The organism is Streptomyces sp. NPDC054975, assembly GCF_053609105.1.
Genome location: NZ_JBSGWV010000002.1, coordinates 275,587 through 297,606, shown reverse-complemented (window position 1 = coordinate 297,606; position 22,020 = coordinate 275,587). Strand labels below are relative to the sequence as shown.

The following is a 22,020-nucleotide window of genomic DNA, read 5'->3' as shown; positions in this document are numbered from 1 at the left end:
CGATGCTCGGATCGACTCACGGCACCTTCACCACCGATCTCCGCGCCCGCGTGGTCGCCTGCGGCGAGCACCGTGGGCCGGCCACCGCCGTCGTGCACGGCGTCACCGACGTCGAGGGCGACGTGGACGTCAGCGGGCGGGCGCTGCACGCGGCCGTGCCGGACCTCGACCGGTTCTTCCGGCCCGGGTCCGTCGCCGTCGTCGGGGCCTCCGACGCCGAGGGGCGGCCCAACACCGGGATCACTCGGCAGCTGATCGCCTGGGCCGAGCGGGTCGGGGCCCGGCTCGTGCCGGTGCACCCGACCCGTACGGCCGTTTTCGGGATCGACTGCGTGCCGTCCCTGAAAGACCTTCCCGAGTCCGTCGACCTTGCCGTTCTGCTCGTCGCCGATCCGCTGCCCGTCATCGAGGAACTCGCCGAGGCCAAGGTCAAGTTCGCCGTCGCCTTCGCCTCCGGGTTCGCCGAGACCGGTGGCGAGGGGGTCGCCGCGCAGGAGCGGCTCGCCGAGGCGGTACGGCGCTCCGGGGTCCGGCTCCTGGGGCCCAACACCAACCTGAACGCCTTCGAGCGGTTCCGCGACGACCTGGACGGGCCCGCCATCGCGCTCATCACCCAGTCCGGGCACCAGGGCCGCCCCGTCCACACCCTCCAGGAACTCGGCATACGGCTCTCCCACTGGGCACCCACCGGCAACGAGGCCGATCTGGAGACCGCCGACTTCATCTCGTACTTCGCCACCCGGCCCGAGGTCGGGGCAATCGCCTGTTACGTCGAGGGCCTCAAGGACGGCCGTTCCTTCCTGCTCGCCGCCGACCGCGCCGCCCGCGAGGGCGTACCCGTCGTCGCCGTGAAGGTCGGTCGCACGGAGACCGGCGCGCGGATGGCCGCCTCGCACACCGGGAAGCTGACCGGCGCGGACCAGGTCGTGGACGCCGCCATGCGGCAGTACGGAGTCATCCGGGTCGACGGGCTCGACCAACTCCAGGACACCGCAGCCCTGTTGGCCCGCGCGCGCAAGCCGGTCGCGGACGGGGTCGTCGTCTACTCGATCTCCGGCGGCACCGGCGCCCACTTCTCCGACCTCGCCACCGCCGCCGGGCTCCACCTGCCCACCCTCCCCCAGGGCAAGCAGGACGAGCTCCATCAGTGGATCCCCGGCTATCTCAATGTCGCCAATCCCGTCGACAACGGCGGTCACCCCGTGGGCGACTGGCGCGGGCGGAAGATCATCGACGCCATCCTCGACGATCCCTCCGTGGGTGTGCTGATCTGCCCCATCACCGGGCCCTTCCCTCCCATGAGCGACAAGCTGGCCCAGGACCTCGTGGACGCGGCGGAGGCGACGGACAAGCTGGTGTGCGTGGTGTGGGGGTCACCGGTCGGGACCGAGGCGGCCTACCGCGAGACCCTGCTCGGCTCCTCGCGCGTCGCCACCTTCCGTACGTTCTCCAACTGCATCGGGGCCGTGAAGGCCTACCTCGACCACCACCGCTTCACCACCGCCTACCGCTCCCCCTTCGACGAGGCCCCGCGCACCCCGTCCCCCTCCTTCCGCAAGGCGCAGGCCCTGATGCGGCCGGGCCGGCAGCTCAGCGAGCACGCCGCGAAGCAGCTCCTGCGGGCGTACGGGATCCGGGTCCCGCGCGAGCAGCTGGTCACGAGCGCGGCGGCGGCGGTCCGGGCGGCCGGGCTCGTCGGGTACCCCGTGGTGATGAAGGCCTCGGGTGCGCAGCTTGCCCACAAGACGGAACTGGGGCTGGTGAAGGTGGGGCTGACCTCCGCCAGCCAGGTTCGGGACGCGTACCGGGAACTCACCGACATCGCGCGCTACGAAGGCGTCGACCTGGACGGGATCCTGGTCTGCCAGATGGTCGGGCGCGGCGTCGAGATGGTGGTGGGCGTGACCCGCGACCCGCTCTTCGGGCCGACGGTCACGGTCGGCCTCGGGGGCGTGCTGGTGGAGGTCCTGAACGACGCGGCCGTGCGCGTGCCGCCGTTCGGCGAGGCCCAGGCCAGGGACATGCTCGGCGAACTGCGTGGGCAGGCTCTGCTGAAGGGCGTACGGGGAGCCCCGCCGGCGGACGTGGACGCGCTGGTGGAGGTCGTCCTGCGGGTGCAGCGGATGGCCCTGGAGCTGGACGGCGACCTCGCCGAACTCGACATCAACCCGCTCATGGTGCTGCCTCGGGGGCAGGGCGCGGTGGCGCTCGACGCGCTCGCGGTGTGCCGATAGGAGTCACGGATGACCGACGTCCTCCACACCGTCGAGAACGGCGTCTCGTGGATCACACTCAACCGGCCCGAGGCGATGAACGCCGTCACCTGGGACCAGCGGGAGCGGATCATCGCGCTGCTCGGGCAGGCCTCGGCCGACCCGGGTGTACGGTGCGTGGTCCTCACCGCCAACGGCCGTGGCTTCTGTGCGGGGGCGGACCTGCGGGGCGCGCCGGCCTCCGGTGGCGAACCCGTGGCCGGCGATGTGGCGCGGACCATCCGGCTCGGGGCGCAGCGGTTCATCGGTGCCGTCATGGACTGCGAGAAGCCGGTGATCGCGGCGGTGAACGGGACGGCGGCCGGGATCGGCGCGCATCTGGCGTTCGCGTGCGATCTGGTCCTGGCGGCCGAGCCGGCGAAGTTCATCGAGGTGTTCGTGCGGCGGGGCCTGGTGCCGGACGGGGGCGGGGCGTATCTGCTGCCCCGGCTGATCGGGCCGCAGCGGGCGAAGGAGCTGATGTTCTTCGGCGACGCGGTGACGGCGCACGACGCCAGGGAGCTGGGCCTGGTGAACCGGGTGGTGCCGGCGGAGGAGCTGGAGAAGACCGCCCGGGAGTGGGCCGAACGCCTGGCCCAGGGCCCGACACGGGCGCTCGCCCTGACGAAGCAACTGGTGAACGCCTCCCTGGACGCCGACCGTGCGAGCGCGTTCGCGGCGGAGGCGGCGGCCCAGGAGATCAACATGACCACGCGGGACGCGAACGAGGGCGTCGCGAGCTTCATTGAACGACGGACGGCTCGGTACGAGGGGCGTTGAGTCGCCTCCGTACGAGGGGCGCTGAGCCGCCTCCGTACGACGGGCGCTGAGCCGCCTCCGCACGACGGGCGTTGAGTCGCCTCCGTACGAGGGCGGTGAGACGGCTTCACACGAGGGCGGTGAGACGGCTCGTACCCGCCCCTTCTCATCTGACGAACCGTCAGCTTCAATGGGAGATGTGATGGGACACGCTGGGATGGCGGCCACCGCCGTCCGATACCTCAGGTCGGCCGGGTCGCCGACGGCCGTCGAACCGCTCCCGCGCCCCCGGCTGCGGGCGGTCGGGGAGGACGAGCGGCTGCCCGTCGACCCCGCCGAGTTCCGGCGCGTGCTGGGCCACTTCGCGAGTGGCGTCACCGTCGTGACGGCCCTCGATCCGGACGGGCCGACCGGCTTCGCCTGCCAGTCGTTCGCCTCGCTCTCCCTGGACCCGCCTCTGGTCGCCTTCATGGTCGCCCGTACGTCGACGACCTGGCCCCGGCTCGCCCGGGCCGGCGTCTTCTGCGTGAACGTCTTGGGCGCGGACCAGCGGGAGTTGTGCCTGGGCTTCGCGAAGAGCGGCGCGGACAAGTTCGCGGGGGTGCCCTACGACGCGGCCCCGGCGACGGGCTCCCCCCGCCTGACCGGCGCCCCCGCCTGGGTCGACTGCACGATCGCCACCGTCCACACGGGCGGCGACCACCTGATCGTGGTGGGGCGGGTAGAGGCCCTCGGCGTGGAGGACGGCGGCGAACCGCTGCTGTTCCACCGCGGGCGGTTCGGCCGCTTCACCCCCTGACGCCTTTCCCCGGGCGCCTTCCCCCTGGCGCCTTCCCCCTGGCGTCTTTCCCTGGCGTCATTCCCCCTGGCGCCTTGAGCCCCGACGCACCCGGTAGCGGCACGCAGGGAGCTTCCGGTGACGGGAGCTCCCTGCGGGCGTGGGCCGGTCTACTCGTTGAACCAGTGCGAGTAGACGGCCGGGCCGCCACCGTCCCACCAGAGCTGCATCTGGTACTCACCGGAGTTGGGGACGTTGTAGCCCTTCTTGTCACAGCCGGCGTCGCCGCCGTCGTCGACGACCATGACCGTCGCGCCGCCGCTGCGCACCAGGTGACCCACCACACCGTGGCCGTCCGCCTTGGTGTCGCAGACCTGGAACATGTCACCGTCGTCGATGAAGGTCATCGAACCCCGACCCTCGGGGAGCTTGATGACCTTGTTCTCGTCGAGGGCGGCGGCCTGAGCCGTCGTCGCCGTACCGGCGAACACCGCTGCCACGGCCGCGCCGGCCACGACCACACGCTTGAACGTCTTACCCATGGTTTTCCTCTCTCACTACAGGAGTGCGGGCTACGGACTACGGGGTGCTACTCGTTGAACTTCCTGGAGAAGACGGTGCCGCCACCGCCACCCCAGGCGAGCGTCATCTGGTAGTAGTCCCACCCGTTGGGGACGTTCCAGCCGCCCTTGTCACAGCCGGCGTCGCCGCCGTCGTCGACGGTGAGCATGCGGCGGTTCTCGTCGTCGATCACAGTGCCCTCGACGCCATGGCCGTCGGCCCTGGTGTCGCAGACCTGGAACATGTCACCGTCGTCGATGTAGGTCATCGACCCCCGGCCGTCCGGGAGCTTGATCGTGATGTTGGTGTCGAGGGCGGCGGCCTGAGCCGTCGTCGCCGTGCCGGCGAGCGCCGCGACGGCGGCCGTACCGGCCACAGCCATGCGCGTGAAGGTCTTACCCATCGTGATTCCCCTTGTTCTCCGCAGGTGGGGGGCAGCCCAAGGGGGCGGCCCGAAGGTGGCGTTCGGACTACTCCTTGAAGTGCGCCGAGTAGGTCCAGTCGCCGCCGCCGTCCCAGACGAGCGCCATCTTGACCGACCACATGACGCCGATGTCGTAGCCGCCCTTGTCGCAGCCGGCGTCGCCGCCGTCGGTGACGGTGAGCTTGACGCGCTCCGCCAGACCCATCTCGATGACCTGGCCGGTCATGCCGTAGCCGTCGGCCTTGGTGTCGCAGACCTGGAACATGTCACCGTCGTCGATGAAGGTCATCTTGCCGTGACTGTTGCTGATGGTCTTGTTCTCGATGGCCTGGGCCGCCGTCGCCGTGCCGCCGACCACGGCGACCACGGCCGCACCGGCCACTGCGATGCGAGTGAACGAATTCATCTGATTCCTCGTGTCTCTTGTGGGGGGACTACTCGTTGAAATAGCCGGACGTGATGGTTCCGCCGCCGCCGTTCCAGCTGAGGGCCATGCGGACCGATTCCATCTGACCGACGTTGTAGCCCTTCTTGTCGCAGCCGGCGTCGCCGCCGTCGGTGATGGTGATAAGCGTGTGGTTGAGGTTCTCCACCATGCCGACCATGCCGTGCCCGTCTGCCTTGGTGTCGCAGACCTGGAACATGTCGCCGTCATCGATGTAAGTCATCGATCCCCGGCCGCTGGGGTAATAGATGCTCTTGTTCGTGTCGGCGAGTGCGGGCGTCGCCGTTCCGGCGACCACAGCGGCGACAGCCGCACCGGCAACTGCCACACGGGTAAGTGCTTTGACCATTGATTCCTCTTCCACTGCAGGGCTGAGGCACAGCCCGAAATCCGGACCTTGATCGCCATGACCATAAGGCAGCCCGGTGGATTGGAAAATGGATTTGAGGATGGCCTGAGCTTTGTTGATTTTCACGGAGAGTTACCGGAATAGAAAATTCCGAGAGCCGATGACGCGATAAAGGGGCACAGAATCGAGCGGAATCGGACGCTGGCGGAAACGCTCCGCCACAAGCACGCTCAAAATGTGAGCTGGATCACACCACTCTCAACTCCGCCTGGCGTTCTTCGAGTTGAGGAAGACGAGTCGGGGGCGATGGGGGCCGTCACGAGCCCGGGTCGACCATGTGACGCACGTCACAATGGCGTGGATTCGATGCCTGACATGCGCCCAGGGTGTTCAACTGCGCGCACTCTTGTGTCCTTTATTGCACCATCAGCAACTTGCGCCCCACTGTGAAGGAACCATTCCGGTCACTTACCGTGAGAGCCCTCCCGTGCCCGGAGCAACCTCAGAGCAACCTCAAATACGTGTACCGGCCGAGCGCCCTGCCCTAGGGTCGCTCCATTCCCTTGTCGATGGAGGCACGGCCATGAAGTCCGAACAGCTGGTCCCCGAGAATCGCGAGGAGGAAGCACGAGAGGTGCCCTCTCCCGACATGAACGGCGAGCAGTTTCCTCCGGCAGGTCGCTCCCGTAAGGCGCGTAATCTCGGGTTGGCCGGCATTGTCGCGGCCGTGGTCGCGGCAACCGTCGCCCTATCGCTGGTCGTCGACGACGGTGATACGCAGAAGCAGCGCCCGAGCGCATTTCCCGCCTCCGATGTGAAGGCACATCCGGATCAGTCTCCCCCGCGGGAACTCATCGCCGCGGGGAATGTCGCGGTCTCGGCGTACTTCTCGGCAAGTGCGGAAAAGCGGCCCGACGGAAACGGGGTCGTCACCTATCGATGGAGCCTGCTGAACACCGCCACCGGCCAGTACAAGAAAACGGACTGGGCCTGGTTGGATGTCGCTCCGGGTATGAAGACCGCCGCGGTGCTCGAGCGTGATCTGCCCGTCCGCCGCATCGGACTGCTGAACCTCGCCACGGACAAGGTGGAGCGCTGGATCAAGGTCGACAAGGCCGTCGGCAGCGTGCAGTTCGCACCGGACGGCAGGCGGCTCGTGGCCACCACGTACGGCCTCAGTCCGGACGGCCTGTTCAAGGACGCGTCGTACCAGCTCAACGACAAGATGGTGCCGGGCCCCAAGCCCAGCCGTTCCGGCTTCTACGTCATCGATGTCGCCTCAGGACAGGCCACGTTCGCCGAGCGCCCGACGAGGAAGAACGAGCACGGGTTCAGCGTCGGCGGCGGCCGGCAGGACCTCATGTGGAGCCGTGACGGCGCGCTGCTGTGGGAGCCCTGGAACAACAAGGCCCGCAAGGTCTTCTACGGCGTGGACGGCAAGGAGGCGCCCACCCCGAAGCTGGAGGCGGACCTCGGCTTCCCGGGTGCGGTCCTCTCTCCCGACGGCAAGCTGGCCACGGGTGAGTTCGTGGGCGAGAACGGCCAGATCGTCTCCGAGGTACGGGACGCGAAGAGCGGGAAGCGGGCCGCGGTCGTCCCGGGGCAGCAACTGCTCGCCTGGGCCGACGACGACGCGCTCATCGCCTGGCGGTGCGACCCCGCGCAGTGCGACCCCGGGAAGGGCGAGTTCCGTAACCAGCTGGTCCTGGTCGGCCTGGACGGGAAGAGTCTGACCCCTCTCTCCGGCTTCCGGAAACCCGAGCTCCGCTACGAAGGCCGCTGGACTCCTATATTTACGGCACGCTGACCGCTCAGACCGGGGGAATTCGTGGCTCTCACCACACTTGGCCTCACCGAGGAATCGGACACCCTGTACCGCACCATGCTCGCCCGGCCGGATCTCGGGGTGGCCGCGCTCGCGGTCGACCTCGACTGGCCGGAGGAGCGCATACGTAAAGGCCTCGACGAGCTGGCCGACCTGTCGCTCCTGTGCTCGCCGCCGCCCGGCGAGTCCGGCGGAGTGCGCGTCGTCAGTCCGCAGATCGCCATGGACCTGCTGCTCAGCCGGCAGGCCGCCGAGCTGGCGCGTCAGCAGCAGCAGCTCGCCGAGAGCCGGGCGGCCGCGGCCGCGCTCATCACCGGCTACGGCGCGGCGTCGGGCGGGCAGGACGACCGGCTCGACCGTGACGGGGTGGAGAGGCTCGTCGGCGTGGAGGCGGTCCGCCGCAAGATCGCCGAGCTGGCGGACCAGGCCGAACGGGAGACGGCCTCGCTCGCTCCCGGCGGCGGGCAGCCGGCCGACAACCGGGCCGCCAGCCTGCCCATCGCACAACAGCTCATCGACCGCGGCATCAAGGCCAGGACCGTCTATCACGACAGCATCCGCAACGACCCCGCCAGCGTGCAGCACGCCGAGTGGCACGTGGCGCACGGCAACCAGATCCGCACGGCGGCCGCGATGCCGATGCGCATGCACATCGTGGACGGTGCCGTCGCCCTCGTCCCGCTCGACCCCGAGGACAGCTCCCGGGGGGCCGCCGTGATCCGCGAACGAGGCGCGGTGGCCGTGTGCATGGCCCTGTACGAAGCGGTCTGGGAGAGCGCGCGGCCGCTCGGCGATCCGCCGAGCCGCAGCCTCGCCGACCCGGCGTCGATCCACCGCGAGCTGCTGCGGCTGCTCGCCCAGGGGTGCACGGACGGGGCCGCGGCACGCCGTCTCGGGGTGTCGCTGCGCACCGAACGCCGCCTCATATCGGAGCTGATGACGGAGCTCGACGTCCGCAGCCGCTTCCAGCTCGGCCACAAGGCGATGGAGCGCGGCTACCTGTAGAGGAGCGGGGTGACGCGGTCACCCGTAAGAAGAGGTCGGGGTGGGCGCGGCCACCCCTGACAAGAACGCGGGGTGACGCGGTCACCCGCAAGAAGAGCGCGGCGGTTGCCACGGCACCGCCGCGCTTCTGCGTGTCGCCCCGCGCCGCGACGCCTGGCGCGGACACAACAGGCCCTCCCCCACCCCACGTTGAGCTGCGGCTCCGTGATGACGGCACGACGGTGCCAGGGGCGGTATGTGCCACCGGCAGGCCGTGACAGGAGAGCCGGGCCCGAGCAAGACTTCTCGGTATCACCCCACGGCTCACGCCGCCGCGCACGGGCGCCGAGGCAGGCGGCCAGGGCAGGTCGCGGCATCCGCCCCGTCACCCGGCCCACCGTTCCGCGCCCACACCCCGCACACCACCGCGTGGTCCCGCTCGATTCAAAGGAGACCGCTTTGTACGTGTCTGCACCGGTGCACGACATCCTCGGCATCGGCTTCGGTCCCGCCAACCTCGCTCTCGCCATCGTGCTGGAGGAGAAGCACCCGGAGCTCGACGCCCGCTTCCTGGAGGCGCGTCCGGCCCCCGACTGGCAGCCGGGCATGCTGCTCGACGGATCGGACATCCAGAACCACCCCAGCCGCGACCTGGTCACCCTGCGCAACCCGCGCAGCCGCTACAGCTTCCTCAACTACCTGCACGAGAACGGCCGGCTCCTGCGCCACCTGAACCTCCCCAGCGAGTTCCCGCTGCGCAAGGAGTACGCGGGCTACATCCGCTGGGCCGCCGACCACTTCACCCACGTCGTGGACTACGGGCAGCGCGCCGCCTCCGTCGGCACCGTCGAGCAGGACGGCGAGACGCTGTACGAGGTGGTCACGGAGTCCGGGCGTCGCTACCTGAGCCGCACCCTCGTGATGGCCCCGGGCCGCACCCCGTACATCCCCCGCCCCTACGACTCGGTGCACAGCTCCCGGGTCTTCCACCTGACGCGCTACCTGCCGCAGGTGGCCGCCCTGACGGCGGACGGCGCCCCGGAGGCGGTCGCCGTGATCGGCGGCAGCCAGAGCGCCGTGGAGCTCGCCCTCGACCTGTCCCGGCGCTTCCCGAAGACCCGCGTCGTCACGTACACCCGCTCCCACTCGCTGCGGCTGAAGGACACCAGCCCGTTCAGCGAGGAGGGGTACTTCCCCGAGTTCACCTCGTACTACCACCAGGCCTCCCCGGCGAGCCGGCGCAAGCTCGACGCGTACATGCAGCCGACGAACTACTCCTCGGCCGACGGCGACGTGCTCAAGGAGCTGTACCTCGCCATGTACGAGCAGGAACTCGACGGCGAGCAGAAGCTGTTCGTGCGCGGCAACCACGAGGCCACCGCGGTCACCGCCGACGACCACGGCGTGACCATCGACTTCCGCGAGCTGCACACCGGCGAGCGGGTACGCGACACCGTCGACTTCGCGGTGCTCGCGACCGGCTTCCGCAACATGGGCCCCGGCGCCCACGAGGAGCTGCACCCGCCGATGCTGGCGCCGCTCGTGTCCCGCCTGGCCACCGAGCCGGACGGCCGCCTGGAGGTCGCGTCCGACTACCGGCTGCTGCCCGCCGACACCACCGACGCCCTGCCCCCGCTGTTCCTGAACGGCCTGTGCGAGTCCAGCCACGGCATCGGCGACGCCGGCTCCTTCAGCCTCCTGTCGCTGCGCGCCGGCACGCTCGCCGACTCGCTCACCGCCGTCCTGGCACGGCGCACCCCGCGTACCGAACCGCTGCGGACCGCCACCGACCGCGAGCTGGTCCCGGCCACGCCCGCCGCGGTCGCCGTGTGACCGACGTCCTCGCGACACGCGCCCGGCCCGCAGGCCGGCGCACCAACGATGGGAGAGGAGACACTGTGCACGTCAACGACCTGGTGGTGGCCGGGTTCGGCCCGTCCGGCATCGCGCTGGCCGCGGCCATCGAGGACCACGACGACGCCCACCCCGGGCAGGCGCCGCTCACCGCCGCCTACCTGGAGCGCGCCGCCGACTCGGCCTGGCAGCCCCAGCAGGTGCTGCCCGGCACGGACATCCAGCACCACTTCTTGCGTGACCTGGCCACCCCGCGGAACGCCGCCTCCCGCTTCGGCTTCGTGCCGTTCCTCCAACAGAGCGGCCGCTTCTACGAGTTCACCCTGCTCGGCGGATACGTCAGCCGCCTGGAGTGGTCCGCGTACGTGCAGTGGGCGGCCGAACAGGTCCGCCGCCGGCCCGCCTACCACCGCGAGGTCGTCGCGGTGGAGCCGGTCACCGACGCCGACGGAGTGGTGCGCACCGCCCGGGTCGTCAGCCGCGACCCGCGCGACGGCAGCCTCTCCGAGGACCTCGGCCGCAACGTCGTGATCGCCACCGGGCACCGCCCGTACGTCCCCGAGGTGTTCCGCGACGCGGCGGGCGAGCGGGTCTTCCACGCGAGCGAGTTCCTGCTGCGGAAGGCGGCGCTGCCCGCGCCCGCCCACGGCGGACCGGTCCGCTGGGCGGTGATCGGCGCCGGTCAGACCGCCGGCGAGATCGTGCTCCACCTGCACGGCTCCGACCCGAACGCCGAGGTGCACTCGCTGGTGCGCCACGCCGGCTTCCGCATGTACGAGCTCGGGCACTTCAGCAACGAGGTCTACTTCCCCCAGGAGACCGAGTACGTCTACGGCCTGGAGCGCGAGGCCCGCGAGAAGGTCCTCGCCCAGGCGCGGGCGACCAACTACTCCGCCGTCGATCCGGACGTCTCCACCGCCCTGTACACGGCGAGCTACCAGGACCGGCTCACGGGGGCGCACCGCCTGTCGATGCACCGCCGCACCGAGGTCACCGGCGTCGACGTGCGCGCCGACGGCGTGGTCCTGGAGACCTCCGAGGTGTTCACGGGCGTCAAGCAGCAGCTGGAGGTGGACGCCGTCGTGCTGTGCACGGGCTACACCGAGCCGCGTCTGCCCGAGCCGCTCGCGCCGTTCGCGTCGCTGCTCGCGTACGAGGACGACGGCCTGCCCGTCGTCACCCGCGGCCACCGTGCCGTGACGACCGACGCCTGCCAGGTGGGGATCTATCTGGACGGCCTCACCGAGTGGCGGCACGGCATCGCCAGCGCCACCTCCTTCAGCCAGATGGCCGTGAAGGCCGATGCCGTCCACCGGGACCTGCGCGAGCAGCTGGCCCGCCAGCGGGCGGCCGCGCCGGCCCCCGTGGCCGTACCCGCCGCCGTCTGACCGGCCCGGACCTTCTCGCGCCCGCCGCCCGACCTTCCGTTCCCGGCTCTTCGCTCCCGACCCCTTCGCTCCCCACCCTTCGAGAGGTTCCACCGTGCACACTTTTTCGACCGGCCCCGACGACATGACCTTCGAGGAGCAGTTCAACGTCGCCGGCCGCCGCATCTTCCCGTGGAAGGAGGCCGTGGCCGAGCCGTTCTGGGGCGGCGCCTGGATCGACGTCGCGCCCGGAGCCACGTCCACCGCCCACTCCCACGACGAGAACGAGATCTTCTTCTTCACGGAGGGCAGCGGGATCATCCGCATCGGCGACGAGAAGCGCCGGGTCTCCGCGGGCGAAGCGGTCTTCATCACCAACTACGAGGACCACGACGTCACCAACGACACGGACTCCCGTCTGCGCTTCATCGCCATCTGGTGGGGCAGCGCCGAGGCGATCGCCGCCGAACGCGCCTACTGGGCAGCACAGTTCGGCATCGAGGACCCGGGCGCCACCCCGTCCGCCCTGTCCGCCGCCGAGGGTGTGACGGGCCGGTGAGCCGGTCAGCGGCCGTGGACGCCGTCGTGGTGGGCGGTGGCGTCGTCGGCGCAGCCCTCGCCCACCGGCTGGCAGGGGCCGGACTGGAGCGCGTCGTGCTGTGCGAGCAGGCCCGGGTGGCCGCCCACGGCGCCACCTCCCGGTCCGGCGGCCTCATCCGGCTCCACCACACGGTGCACAGCGACACCGAGCTCACCGCCCGCAGCCTGCCCGTCTTCGAGCAGTGGGCCGACATCGTCGGCGGCGACTGCGGCTACCGGCGCACCGGCTTCCTCCAGCTCGTGGGCCCCCGGTACACCGAGGCCCTGGCCGTCAACACCGCGGCCGCCGCCGCGGCGGCCGGGCCACGCCGCACCGAGGTGATCGACCCGGCCGAGATACATCGGCTCTACCCGGGCCTGACGCTGGACGGCGTGGCGGCGGCCGCGTACGAGCCCGACGGCGGCTACGCCGACCCGGCCCGCACGGCCACCGCCCTGGCGAACGCCGCCCGGGCTCGCGGGGTGGAGATCCACGAGGGCGTCCGCGTCCACGAGGTCCTCACCGACGGCTCCGGGGAGCGTGTCACGGGCGTGGAGACCACGACCGGGCGGTTCTCCACCCCGCTCGTCGTCCTCGCGGGCGGCGCCTGGGGGGACGAGCCCACGGCGAGCCTGGGGGTGCACGTGCCGGTGACGGCCCGTCGTATCGGCCTGGCCCAGGTGCACCTGCCCGGCGTCGGCCGGCGCGGCGCGGACACCTCCGTGCCCACCTGCATCGACGACACCACGGGCAGCTACTTCCGTCCCGAGGGCACCGACCGGCTCTTCTTCGGCGTGCCCTCCCAGCCGGACGTCGTGCTCGGGCACGACGTCGCGCCCCTCACGCAGGACGAACTCTCCTCGGCGCTCGCCGCCATCTCCCGCCGGGTGCCCGCCGTCTCGTCCGCGCCGCTCACCGGCACCCGCGCCGGGCTCGACGGCTACACCCCCGACAAGCGTCCGGTGATCGGCCCGGCCGGGCCCGACGGGCTCTACCTGGCCCTCGGCTTCAGCGGCGGAGGCTTCAAGATGGCGCCCGCCGTCGCCGAACTCGCCGCCGCCGAGATCCTCGACGGGCAGGCCGTGGCCGGCAAGGCCGAGCAGCCGCTGCTCGCGCCGTACCGGCTGGAGCGGTTCGCCGACGGTGGACGCGGAATCGTTCCGGAGGCGCCGTATGCGCAGATGTGACCGTGCCCTGCGCGCCGCGGCCGGCCGGATGCGGGAGGACGTCGCGACCGTACTGGCGAAGGACCCGGCCGCCGGCAGCCGCCGCGAGGTCCTGCTCTACCCCCACATCCAGGCGCTGTGGACGTACCGCGTCGCGCACTGGCTGTGGTCCCGCGGCCACCGGCTGACCGCCCGCGCCCTGTCCCTGGGCGCGCGCGCCGTCACCGGCATCGAGATCCATCCGGCCGCGGTCATCGGCCGCCGCTTCTTCATCGACCACGGGACGGCCGTCGTCATCGGCGCGACGGTACGCATCGGCGACGACGTGATGCTGTACCACCAGGTCACGCTGGGCTCCGCCGGCTGGTGGAAGGACCTCCGGCGGTCCGCGGGGGCGCGCCGGCACCCCGTGGTCGAGGACGGCGTGATCATCGGCACCGGGGCCAGCGTCCTCGGTTCGGTGACGGTCGGAGCGGGCGCGCGGATCGGCGCCCACTCCGTGGTCCTCACCGACCTCGCGCCGGGCACCCGGGTGACCGCGCCGCCGTCCGAGATCCACCGCCCTGCTGCCGAACTCCACCGGACCACCGCCGAGATCACGCGGCCCGTGGCCGAGGTCCCACGGCCGACCGCCGACATCCCACGGCCCACCGCCGAGGTCCACCGGCCGGCCGCCGTGTCCTCGCCGCTCGCCGTCCGTCCGTCCGGCCCGGAGTCCGCTCCCGAGTCCTCGGCCACGCACACACCGACCCGCGTCCGGCCCGTACGGATCCGCCCGGTACGGGGCCGCGCCGCACTGCCGTCCGCCCTGCGGGCCGTCCGCCGCAACGTCCCGCCGACGGCCGCCTCCTAGGGCCTGTCACCCCCAGCTCTGCCGCGCTCCGCCGCGCGGCCCCGCCAACCGCCCGCCCTCTCTCGTCACGAGGACCCCATGAGCCAGCCGCAGAACGCCGCCACGCCCGCCTACATCGTCACGAGCGCCCCGCCCAACCCCAACGGCGACCTCCACCTGGGTCACCTCTCCGGGCCGTTCCTCGGCGCCGACGTCCTCTCCCGCCACCTGCGCCAGCGCGGACGCGCCGTCCACTACGTCGGCTACTCCGACGAGCACTCCTGCTACGTGCCGCGCCGGGCCGCCGAGATCGGCTCCACCGCGCACCGCGCCGCGCTGACCTTCGGCGACCGCATGGAGGAGACCCTCTCCCTGGGCGCCATGCACCACGACTGGTTCACCCGCCCCCTGACCACCCCGCGCCACGACGAGATCGTCCAGCGGTTCTTCACCGACCTGTGGGAGCAGGGCCGCCTGGAGGTCCGTACGCTGCCCGTCTTCTGGTGCGCGCCCTGCGACCGCGAACTCTACGAGGCCGAGGTGCGCGGCGAGTGCCAGTTCTGCGCCGAGCCCTCCGACGGCATCTACTGCGAGGCCTGCGGGCTGCCCCAGGACCCGGCCGGTCTCGCCGCCCCGCGCTGCACCGCCTGCTGGCAGACACCGGAGATCCGCGAACTGGAACGCATCTGCTTCCCGTTGGCCGACTACCGCGACCAGCTGCTCGCCTACTACGAGCAGGCGCAGCAGGACGCCGAGTGGCGGCCCCGGCTGCGCGCCTACCTCGACACCCTGTTCGCGAGCGAGCTGCCCCTGACCCCCATCTCCCGCCGCTCCGGCTACGGCATCCCCGTGCCGCTCGAAGGCTGGGACGGGCACATCCTCGACACCTGGTTCTCCGGCATCTTCGGCTACGTCGCCGCGACCGCCTGCCTCACCGCCGCGCAGGGCGAGCCGGAGGAGTGGGAGCGCCTGTGGTCGGACCCGGCCACGCGGATCGTCCACTTCCTCGGCTTCGACTGCTCGTTCTCCCACGCCGTGCTGTGGCCCGCGCTGCTGATGGCGCACGGCGGGCTGACGCTGCCGAGCCAGGTCGTCATCAACGAGTTCTACCGCCTGGAGGGCGAGAAGTTCTCCACCAGCCGCGACCACGCCGTCTGGGGCGGGGAGTTCCTGCGGCAGGTCTCCGCGGACGCCCTCCGGTTCCACCTGTGCCTGACCGGTCCGGAGCGCCGGCAGACCAACTTCGCGGCCAAGGAGTTCGCCGCCACCGTCGAGACGGTCCTCGTGCAGGGCGTCGAAGCGTGGACGCAGGCCCTCCTGGCCGCCACCGCCGAGGACTTCGCCGGTGAGGTCCCCGACGCGGTGCCCACGGCGGCCGACGGGCCCCTCGCCGCGGTGCCCGCCGAGCTGTCCGCCGCACTGGGCACCTCCCTGGACGCCGCCGCGTTCTCCCCGCAGCAGGCGGCCACCGACCTGGCCGCGGCGATCGGCCTGGCGGTCGCGGACCTGCCGGAGCTGAAGCGGCTCCGTGGCGACGGCGAGGCGTACGCGCGCCGGCTCGTCGCCCACACCGAGGCGCTCGCGGCCGTCGCCACCTCCTCGGCGGCGATCATGCCGGGCTGGTCGGCGTACCTGGCCAAGCACCTGGGTCTCGCGGTCGACCCGGCGACCCGCATGCCGGCCTGGCCCGAGGGCGACGCCCGCCTGGTGGCGCCCGGAACGGTCCTGCCCGCCGGCCTCCCGGCGTTCTTCCACGACATCGCATGAGCGCGCCGCCCGCACACCCCGCCGCGCCCTCGGCCGGCGCGGCGCCCGGGGCGGACACCGCGAGCCGGGCCGGGCTCTCCGGACACGACCTGGCGCCACGCCGTACCCTGCTCGCCGTCGCGGGCGCCGGGACCCTGCTGGTCCCGGCCGCCCTCGCGGGCCGGCCCGGCACGCAGGCCGCCGCGCTGGTGGTGGCGGTCGTGCTGCTCGCCTGGCACGTACTGATCGCGCGGGCGGGCGGCACACGCGGCCGGGGCGCCGCCGGACTCGTCACCGACGTGTACGGGCCGCGCGCCGGACGGGCCGTCCACGCCTGCTACTTCGCGGGGATCGCCTGCGGTCAGGCTGCGGTGGCGGGGGCGGCCGGCGAGTTCGCCGCCGACGGGCCGGCGGCGGGCGCGGTGGCGGCCGGGGTGCTCGCGGTGGGCGCCGGGGCGGCCGCGGCCGGACGGCTGCCCGGTCCGCGCGGCCGCCGTCTGCGGCTGGCCGCCGTACTGCTGCTGACAGCAGGCTGGTGGACCCTGCCCGGCCTGCTGAGCCTCGACGGACGACTGCCGGACGGTGGAGCGTGGGGTACGGCGTGGGGTACCGCGTGGGGCGCGGCTTGGGACGCGGCGGCCACGCTGGTCGTGCTCTTCGCCTGGGTCGGCGCCGAGGGTGACGTACCGCCGTTGCCGCCCGGCCGGACGGCGCTGATACGCCTGCTACGGGGCCCGGCGGTGGCCGCCGCGCTGCTCGCGCTGCTCCTCGCCTCCCCGCGTCCGGGACCCGACGCCGCCTGGGCGGCCCCCGTGGCCGGTGCGGCCGCCGCGCTCGTCCTCACCACCTACTGCGCCACCAACTTGGCCGCTTGCGGAGCCCGTTGGGCGCTCCTGGCGCGACGGGACGGAACTCCCGGCGCCGCGCGTACCGGCGTCTGGGCCGCGGCCGCGATCGCCGCCGCCGTCCTGTCCGTCGCCCGCCTCGCCGACGTACCGGCCGCCACTCTGCTGCTGCTCCCCGGAGCGGCGACCGCGGCCGTCCTCGCCCTCCCGGCAGCCGCGGCGGTGCGTCGGCGGCACCTCCGTGCCAGGACCGGCCCCGTGGCCTCGGCCACGCAGGAGCCTGGCCGGCCGTGAGCGGTTATCAGCCACTGAATATGCCCAGTTCATGGGCGGAGACGGAGCGACACCGTGTCATCTTCTAGCCATGGCACGAAGGCGCCACCTCGGCGTACCGGTGGACACCGGCCGCACCGTGCCAGCATCGATGCACCATGCAACTCGTAGCCTTCCGCATCGCCGCTCCGAGGCCGGTCACCCCGGACGAGGCACAGCTGCTGCGCACCGCTCTGCAGCGGGCGGTCACCACCCACCACAGCGCCGAACACGTCCGCGTCCACACCTCACGCGGCGGCGCCGTCGGCGTGCTGTTCCTTCTCGCGCCCGATCCCGCGGCGGCGCGCGCACACTGCCTGTCGCTGTGCGCCGAGGCGCTGGCCGGTGAGGCGGAGCTGTCCGGGTGGCGCGTCGTCGAGGCCTGAGCGGCAGGATCGACCGCCTTGACACAGTCGTGTCAGCGAAGGTTTGTGCCAGCCCGCAGACGGTGACGCGGGCCCTCGGCTGGTGAAAGCTGAAGGACATCGCCGCACGGGAACGACGGTCCGGCGACACCGCGGATTCCGTCGGGATCTCGCGCTGAACCTCCCTTCACGTCACAGGAGTTGGTCATGCTTCGCTACGCCGCCGTCCCCGCGCTCCTGCTCGCCACGCTGTCGCTCGGCCCGGGCGCCTCCGTCGTGTCGGCGGTGGGCACGGACCAGGGCTGGTCCTCCGTCACCCCCCGCCCCGACGACCAGGGTTGGTCCTCGGTCCCGAAGGACGGCACGGTGCGGATCCTCGCCGACGGCCCGGCTCCCGACCAGGGTTGGTCCTGACCCACGCACCTCGCGCCGTCTCCTGATCGGTCGCCGTCTCCGATCCCGGCGGTCTCCCGGCCGACCGGTGCGTCCGGCCGACCGATGCGTCCCGGCCTTCCTCACCGCCTTTTCTCACCGCCTGTCTTTCCGCCTTCATCACTCGCATCGCCTCTCAGGAGCTTTCCGTGAGCATCACCTATCCCGCTCCCGCCTCGGCCGCCCGCGAGGTCACGACCCTGACCCCCCGCGCCTTCGTGCCGGCGGCGAACGTCTTCGAGACGCTGGAGTCCGAGGTCCGCGGCTACTGCCGCGGCTGGCCCACCGTCTTCGACCGGGCCCGCGGCAACCGGCTGACGGACGAAGACGGCCACGATTACCTCGACTTCTTCTCCGGCGCGGGAGCACTCAATTACGGCCACAACAACCCCGTCCTCAAGCGCGCTCTCCTGGATCACCTGGAGCGTGACGGTGTCACCCATGGCCTGGACATGTCGACGACCGCCAAGCGCCGCTTCCTCGAGACCTTCCGGGACCTGATCCTCGAACCGCGCGGCCTGCCGTACAAGGTGATGTTCCCGGGCCCCACGGGCACCAACACCGTCGAGGCCGCGCTCAAGCTGGCCCGCAAGGTGAAGAGGCGGTCGCAGATCGTCTCGTTCACCGGTGGCTTCCACGGCATGTCGCTGGGGTCTCTCGCCGTGACCGGCAACGCGCGCAAGCGGGCCGGAGCGGGCGTGCCGCTCGTCCACACCGCGCACATCCCCTTCGACGGATACACGGACACCGACGATCCGTTCGCCGCCTTCGACCGGATGCTGGCCGACCCGAGTTCGGGTCTGGACCACCCGGCGGCGGTCATCGTGGAGACGGTCCAGGGCGAGGGCGGCATCAACGTCGCCCGCCCCGAGTGGCTGCGCGCGCTCGCCGCGCTGTGCCGGCGCCACGACATGCTTCTGATCGTCGACGACGTCCAGATGGGCTGCGGCCGCACGGGCGCCTTCTTCTCCTTCGAGGACGCCGGCGTCGTTCCGGACATCGTCACCCTCTCCAAGTCCATCTCCGGTTACGGACTGCCCATGTCGCTCTGCCTCTTCCGTGAGGAACTCGACATCTGGGAGCCCGGCGAGCACAACGGCACCTTCCGCGGCAACAACCCCGCCTTCGTCACCGCCACGGCCGCCCTGACGACCTACTGGGCCGACGGCGGGCTCGAGCAGCAGACCCGTCTGCGGGGCGAGCAGGTACGCGCGGGCCTCGAGCAGATCGCCGCCGAGCACCCCGGCGCCGTCGTCTCCGTCCGGGGGCGCGGCCTGGCCTGGGGCATGGAGATGCGCGACAAGGCCGCGGCGGGCCGCATCGCCCGCCGTGCCTTCGACCACCGCCTGCTCGTCGAGACGTCCGGCGCGCACGACGAGGTCGTCAAGCTGCTCCCCGCGCTGACCATCTCCCCGGCCGAACTCGACGAAGGGCTGCGGCTGCTGGCCCGGTCGGTGCGCGAGTGCCTCTGAGCGTCCCGCCGCGGCGGGCAGGCGGCACAAAGATGCCACCGCTCGTTTGTGCCGCCCTGACCTGCTGACATGGCGGCTCCCGAACCGACACACTCCTTCTGCCGCCCGCCCCGCGGGGCGCACCACCGCCGGTGCGGGGGCCAGGAAGGCAGAGGAGGAGGTCCGCATGTACGCCCACGAAGCGCCGTCGCCGGAGTTCCGCGGCCTGCTGAGGTCGGACGCCCACGGTGCGCTCGTGCCGGAGGCCGCCTGGCACTGGGAGTGCGACGCCGGCGCCCGGCGCTGGTCGTTCCACCTGCGGCCCGACCTGTGTGCGCCGGACACCGGCGCCCGTGTCACGGCGCGCAGCTTCGAGGAGCGATGGCGGGCTGTGAGCCTGCTGCCGCTTGCCGGTGGACTGCCGCGGGGCCAGTGCCGGTCGCTGGACTCCTGGAAGCTCGTCGTCCTGCTCGACCGGCCGGATGTGCGGCTGCCCCACCGCCTGGCCCGCTCCCGCCTGACCCTCGCCTCACGGTGCCTGAGCGACCCGCTGACGGCGCTGCTCTCCCACGGCCCCACGGACGGGCCGGCCCTCCGCTAGAACGTCCGCGCCTCTCCCCTCCCGTACGCCTGCCTGTCCCCCGTCGCTGTCCCGCCCCTTCCCCATCCGAGGTACTCGCTGTGGCTCACGCCGTCGCCTTCACCACGTTCGCCGTGCTCAAGAAGCCCTACGCCCACGCGGACAACGACTCCTTCAACGAACTGGAGCCGCTCGTCTTCGGCGCCTCCGAGACCAGCCCGGGCTTCATATCCCGCGCCACCGCCGTGGACACCGTCACCACGCGATGGACCAACTTCGGCCGGGACTACGGCGACTGGGGCACCTTCCAGGCGCCCTCCTTCTACACCGGCGGCCGCGAGGACGACACCGACACCCGCGCCTCGACCCTCTCGCTGTGGGAGGACCTGGAGTCCGTCTTCGCCTACGCGTACTCCGACATCCACCTGCACGCGCTGCGTAATCGTCGCGAATGGTTCGTCCACCTGCCGAACCGGCTCTACGCGGCCTGGTGGGTGCCCGAGGGGACCGTGCCCACCTGGCAGGATGCCTGCGATCGCCTGGACCACATCGACACCCACGGCTCCACGCCGCACGCCTTCGACTTCCGGGACGCCTTCGACGCCGCAGGCGCCCCCTACCGCGTGCGCCGCCCGATCGCCGCTCCGGCGGTCTCCGCCTGAGGGCTCCCGCCCTGCCCGTCCCCACTGCGACAGGAACCCCCGACATGACCTCCACGGGACTGCGTCCCCACGCCCCGCGCCCCACCGCCGGCCGCCTGCTGCTGCCGCTGCTCGCCGCCTCCGCCTTCCTGCTCACGCTGGCCGGCTCGTCGCTGAAGAACACCATCCAGGTGTACTTCCTGCCCATAGCCGACACCTTCGACAGCTCCCGCGGCGCCGTCGCCACGGCCACCACCCTGTTCGCCGTCGCGACCGCGGTGGCCTCGCCCCTCGTCGGCGGTCTCGCCGACCGGCTCGGCGGCGCCGCCACCCTGGCGATCGGCACCGCCTTGGCCGGTGTCTCCTTCGTCGGCTGCGCGCTGGCGGGGCAGCTGTGGCTGTTCGTCGTCGTCTACGGCCTTGTCGCGGCCTTCGCCTTCGCGATGCTGTCGTTCGTGCCGCTCGGCGTGCTCGTCGACGAACTCTTCCGGCACGGCCGCAAGGGCCTGATGTACGCGCTGCTCACCAACGGCGCGGCCGTCGGCTTCATCGTCCTGGTGCCGCTGTGGACCTGGCTGGGCACCGAGGTCTCCTGGCAGTCCGTGCTGCTCGCCACCGGCGTGGTCTTCCTCTTCGGGCTCACCCCGCTCGCCGTGCTGACGGCCCGCCGCTCCGCCCGTATCACCGGCCAGGACGCGCAGGAGGAGGCCACCGCGACCGAGCTCGGCGCCGAGGCCGAGGCCGCGGAGAAGGTGCAGCAGGCCGCGCTGCGCAAGCTCACCTTCGGTCAGCGGCTCCGCGCCGCCGTCGCGGTGCGCGAACTGCGGGTGCTGGCCCTGGCGTTCTTCTCCTGCGGCGTGACCATGGCCTTCATCGACGTGCACTTCATGCCGATGATGCACGACCACGGCATGGGTGAGACGACCAGTTCGACGGCGATCATGCTGCTGGGCATCTTCGAGGTCGCGGGCGGTCTGCTCGCCGGCTGGCTGTGCGACCGTGGCCTGATCAAGGCGGTCCTCGTCGGTGCGTACGTCCTGCGCGGGGCGGCCATGGTGCTGGTGAGCGTCGCCGAGCAGTCGGTGTCGGTGATGGTCTTCGGCGTCATCTTCGGCATCAGCTACCTGGCCACCGTGGTCGCCACCACGATGTGGGCGGCCAGCGCCCTGCCCGAGCGGGTGCGCGGTACGGGCATGGGCCTGGTGTGGGCCGTGCACGCGGCGGGCACCGCCATCGGCAGCCAGGCCGGGGCGACCCTCGCCGACCTGACCGGCAGCTACACCGTGGCCACGCTGGCCAGCGCGGCCCTCGCCGCCTGCGCCTGCCTGCTGGTGAGCATCACGCCGGCGCCCAGGACGGACAAGATCTGAGCCGTCCCCGCCGGGAGAAGTCCTGACCTTCGGAGGTGACCCGTCGGAAAGGACCCGTCGGAAGTCCTGACCCGTCCGGTCGCCGCGCCCCGCAGCGCGGCG

Annotated in this window: 22 protein-coding genes; 18 read left to right on the top strand and 4 right to left on the bottom strand. The window is 72.0% G+C overall.

Annotated elements, in window-relative coordinates:
• Window positions 1-2: 2 nt before the first annotated feature.
• From ACWF79_RS03805 to ACWF79_RS03795, 3 genes are all read left to right on the top strand, one after another.
• Window positions 3-2,234 (top strand): acetate--CoA ligase family protein, encoded by a 2,232-nt coding sequence (locus tag ACWF79_RS03805; RefSeq protein WP_453726427.1) that lies wholly within the window; start codon window positions 3-5, stop codon window positions 2,232-2,234.
• Between the two features lie 9 nt (window positions 2,235-2,243).
• Complete coding sequence (locus tag ACWF79_RS03800) at window positions 2,244-3,032, top strand: enoyl-CoA hydratase/isomerase family protein (protein ID WP_453726426.1); 789 nt, start codon at window positions 2,244-2,246, stop codon at window positions 3,030-3,032.
• Between the two features lie 196 nt (window positions 3,033-3,228).
• Entirely contained in the window at window positions 3,229-3,810 is a 582-nt protein-coding gene (locus ACWF79_RS03795) for a flavin reductase family protein (protein WP_453726593.1), read from the top strand.
• Between the two features lie 149 nt (window positions 3,811-3,959).
• On the opposite strand, the gene ACWF79_RS03790 is transcribed toward ACWF79_RS03795, so the two are convergent.
• The 4 genes from ACWF79_RS03790 to ACWF79_RS03775 all read right to left on the bottom strand — a co-directional run bounded on the left by ACWF79_RS03790 (window position 3,960) and on the right by ACWF79_RS03775 (window position 5,694).
• Window positions 3,960-4,331, bottom strand: coding sequence for a hypothetical protein (locus ACWF79_RS03790; RefSeq protein WP_453726425.1), 372 nt, complete (start codon window positions 4,329-4,331; stop codon window positions 3,960-3,962).
• A 47-nt stretch (window positions 4,332-4,378) separates the two neighbouring features.
• Window positions 4,379-4,753 carry a hypothetical protein gene (locus tag ACWF79_RS03785; RefSeq protein WP_453726424.1) on the bottom strand — a complete coding sequence of 125 codons (375 nt, stop codon included), beginning with the start codon at window positions 4,751-4,753 and terminating at the stop codon, window positions 4,379-4,381.
• 67 nt (window positions 4,754-4,820) lie between these two features.
• Complete coding sequence (locus tag ACWF79_RS03780; protein ID WP_453726423.1) at window positions 4,821-5,180, bottom strand: hypothetical protein; 360 nt, start codon at window positions 5,178-5,180, stop codon at window positions 4,821-4,823.
• A gap of 28 nt (window positions 5,181-5,208) precedes the next feature.
• A complete protein-coding gene (locus ACWF79_RS03775) occupies window positions 5,209-5,694 on the bottom strand; it encodes a hypothetical protein (RefSeq protein WP_453726422.1) in 486 nt (161 codons plus the stop codon).
• Between the two features lie 886 nt (window positions 5,695-6,580).
• Between ACWF79_RS03775 and ACWF79_RS03770 the strand changes: the two genes are divergently transcribed.
• The 15 genes from ACWF79_RS03770 to ACWF79_RS03700 all read left to right on the top strand — a co-directional run bounded on the left by ACWF79_RS03770 (window position 6,581) and on the right by ACWF79_RS03700 (window position 21,918).
• The gene (locus tag ACWF79_RS03770; protein WP_453726421.1) at window positions 6,581-7,375 is read left to right on the top strand and encodes a hypothetical protein; all 795 of its coding nucleotides are present in this window, start codon (window positions 6,581-6,583) and stop codon (window positions 7,373-7,375) included.
• Window positions 7,376-7,396: 21 nt separating this feature from the next.
• Window positions 7,397-8,398: a helix-turn-helix transcriptional regulator gene (locus ACWF79_RS03765; protein ID WP_453726420.1), complete on the top strand. Its 1,002-nt coding sequence runs from the start codon at window positions 7,397-7,399 to the stop codon at window positions 8,396-8,398.
• 444 nt (window positions 8,399-8,842) lie between these two features.
• Entirely contained in the window at window positions 8,843-10,210 is a 1,368-nt protein-coding gene (locus tag ACWF79_RS03760; RefSeq protein WP_453726419.1) for a lysine N(6)-hydroxylase/L-ornithine N(5)-oxygenase family protein, read from the top strand.
• A 65-nt stretch (window positions 10,211-10,275) separates the two neighbouring features.
• Window positions 10,276-11,619: a SidA/IucD/PvdA family monooxygenase gene (locus ACWF79_RS03755; RefSeq protein WP_453726418.1), complete on the top strand. Its 1,344-nt coding sequence runs from the start codon at window positions 10,276-10,278 to the stop codon at window positions 11,617-11,619.
• Window positions 11,620-11,713: 94 nt separating this feature from the next.
• A complete protein-coding gene (locus tag ACWF79_RS03750) occupies window positions 11,714-12,157 on the top strand; it encodes a cupin domain-containing protein (protein WP_453726417.1) in 444 nt (147 codons plus the stop codon).
• On the top strand, window positions 12,154-13,365 hold the full coding sequence (locus tag ACWF79_RS03745) for an NAD(P)/FAD-dependent oxidoreductase (protein ID WP_453726416.1): 1,212 nt from the start codon (window positions 12,154-12,156) through the stop codon (window positions 13,363-13,365). Before ACWF79_RS03750 ends, ACWF79_RS03745 begins: the two co-directional genes overlap by 4 nt.
• Window positions 13,352-14,197 (top strand): serine O-acetyltransferase EpsC, encoded by an 846-nt coding sequence (gene epsC, locus ACWF79_RS03740; RefSeq protein WP_453726415.1) that lies wholly within the window; start codon window positions 13,352-13,354, stop codon window positions 14,195-14,197. Before ACWF79_RS03745 ends, epsC begins: the two co-directional genes overlap by 14 nt.
• Before the next feature lie 78 nt (window positions 14,198-14,275).
• Complete coding sequence (locus ACWF79_RS03735; RefSeq protein ID WP_453726414.1) at window positions 14,276-15,943, top strand: methionine--tRNA ligase; 1,668 nt, start codon at window positions 14,276-14,278, stop codon at window positions 15,941-15,943.
• On the top strand, window positions 15,940-17,061 hold the full coding sequence (locus ACWF79_RS03730; protein ID WP_453726413.1) for a hypothetical protein: 1,122 nt from the start codon (window positions 15,940-15,942) through the stop codon (window positions 17,059-17,061). Before ACWF79_RS03735 ends, ACWF79_RS03730 begins: the two co-directional genes overlap by 4 nt.
• Window positions 17,062-17,198: 137 nt before the next feature.
• Window positions 17,199-17,465 carry a hypothetical protein gene (locus ACWF79_RS03725; protein WP_453726412.1) on the top strand — a complete coding sequence of 89 codons (267 nt, stop codon included), beginning with the start codon at window positions 17,199-17,201 and terminating at the stop codon, window positions 17,463-17,465.
• Between the two features lie 186 nt (window positions 17,466-17,651).
• Complete coding sequence (locus ACWF79_RS03720; protein ID WP_453726411.1) at window positions 17,652-17,858, top strand: hypothetical protein; 207 nt, start codon at window positions 17,652-17,654, stop codon at window positions 17,856-17,858.
• Between the two features lie 218 nt (window positions 17,859-18,076).
• Window positions 18,077-19,348 (top strand): diaminobutyrate--2-oxoglutarate transaminase, encoded by a 1,272-nt coding sequence (ectB, locus tag ACWF79_RS03715; protein WP_453726592.1) that lies wholly within the window; start codon window positions 18,077-18,079, stop codon window positions 19,346-19,348.
• 166 nt (window positions 19,349-19,514) lie between these two features.
• Window positions 19,515-19,928 (top strand): hypothetical protein, encoded by a 414-nt coding sequence (locus tag ACWF79_RS03710; protein WP_453726410.1) that lies wholly within the window; start codon window positions 19,515-19,517, stop codon window positions 19,926-19,928.
• 80 nt (window positions 19,929-20,008) lie between these two features.
• Window positions 20,009-20,569 (top strand): DUF3291 domain-containing protein, encoded by a 561-nt coding sequence (locus tag ACWF79_RS03705; RefSeq protein ID WP_453726409.1) that lies wholly within the window; start codon window positions 20,009-20,011, stop codon window positions 20,567-20,569.
• 44 nt (window positions 20,570-20,613) lie between these two features.
• Entirely contained in the window at window positions 20,614-21,918 is a 1,305-nt protein-coding gene (locus ACWF79_RS03700; protein WP_453726408.1) for an MFS transporter, read from the top strand.
• The last annotated feature ends 102 nt before the right edge of the window (window positions 21,919-22,020 follow it).

Bases quoted from the DNA above. Each gene is read 5' to 3' on its own strand.
- ACWF79_RS03805 (WP_453726427.1), top strand. From the start codon at position 3: ATGCTCGGATCGACTCACGGCACCTTCACCACCGATCTCCGCGCCCGC.
- ACWF79_RS03800 (WP_453726426.1), top strand. From the start codon at position 2,244: ATGACCGACGTCCTCCACACCGTCGAGAACGGCGTCTCGTGGATCACA.
- ACWF79_RS03795 (WP_453726593.1), top strand. From the start codon at position 3,229: ATGGCGGCCACCGCCGTCCGATACCTCAGGTCGGCCGGGTCGCCGACG.
- ACWF79_RS03790 (WP_453726425.1), bottom strand. From the start codon at position 4,331: ATGGGTAAGACGTTCAAGCGTGTGGTCGTGGCCGGCGCGGCCGTGGCA.
- ACWF79_RS03785 (WP_453726424.1), bottom strand. From the start codon at position 4,753: ATGGGTAAGACCTTCACGCGCATGGCTGTGGCCGGTACGGCCGCCGTC.
- ACWF79_RS03780 (WP_453726423.1), bottom strand. From the start codon at position 5,180: ATGAATTCGTTCACTCGCATCGCAGTGGCCGGTGCGGCCGTGGTCGCC.
- ACWF79_RS03770 (WP_453726421.1), top strand. From the start codon at position 6,581: ATGAAGACCGCCGCGGTGCTCGAGCGTGATCTGCCCGTCCGCCGCATC.
- epsC (WP_453726415.1), top strand. From the start codon at position 13,352: ATGCGCAGATGTGACCGTGCCCTGCGCGCCGCGGCCGGCCGGATGCGG.
- ACWF79_RS03735 (WP_453726414.1), top strand. From the start codon at position 14,276: ATGAGCCAGCCGCAGAACGCCGCCACGCCCGCCTACATCGTCACGAGC.
- ACWF79_RS03730 (WP_453726413.1), top strand. From the start codon at position 15,940: ATGAGCGCGCCGCCCGCACACCCCGCCGCGCCCTCGGCCGGCGCGGCG.
- ACWF79_RS03725 (WP_453726412.1), top strand. From the start codon at position 17,199: ATGCAACTCGTAGCCTTCCGCATCGCCGCTCCGAGGCCGGTCACCCCG.
- ACWF79_RS03720 (WP_453726411.1), top strand. From the start codon at position 17,652: ATGCTTCGCTACGCCGCCGTCCCCGCGCTCCTGCTCGCCACGCTGTCG.
- ACWF79_RS03710 (WP_453726410.1), top strand. From the start codon at position 19,515: ATGTACGCCCACGAAGCGCCGTCGCCGGAGTTCCGCGGCCTGCTGAGG.
- ACWF79_RS03700 (WP_453726408.1), top strand. From the start codon at position 20,614: ATGACCTCCACGGGACTGCGTCCCCACGCCCCGCGCCCCACCGCCGGC.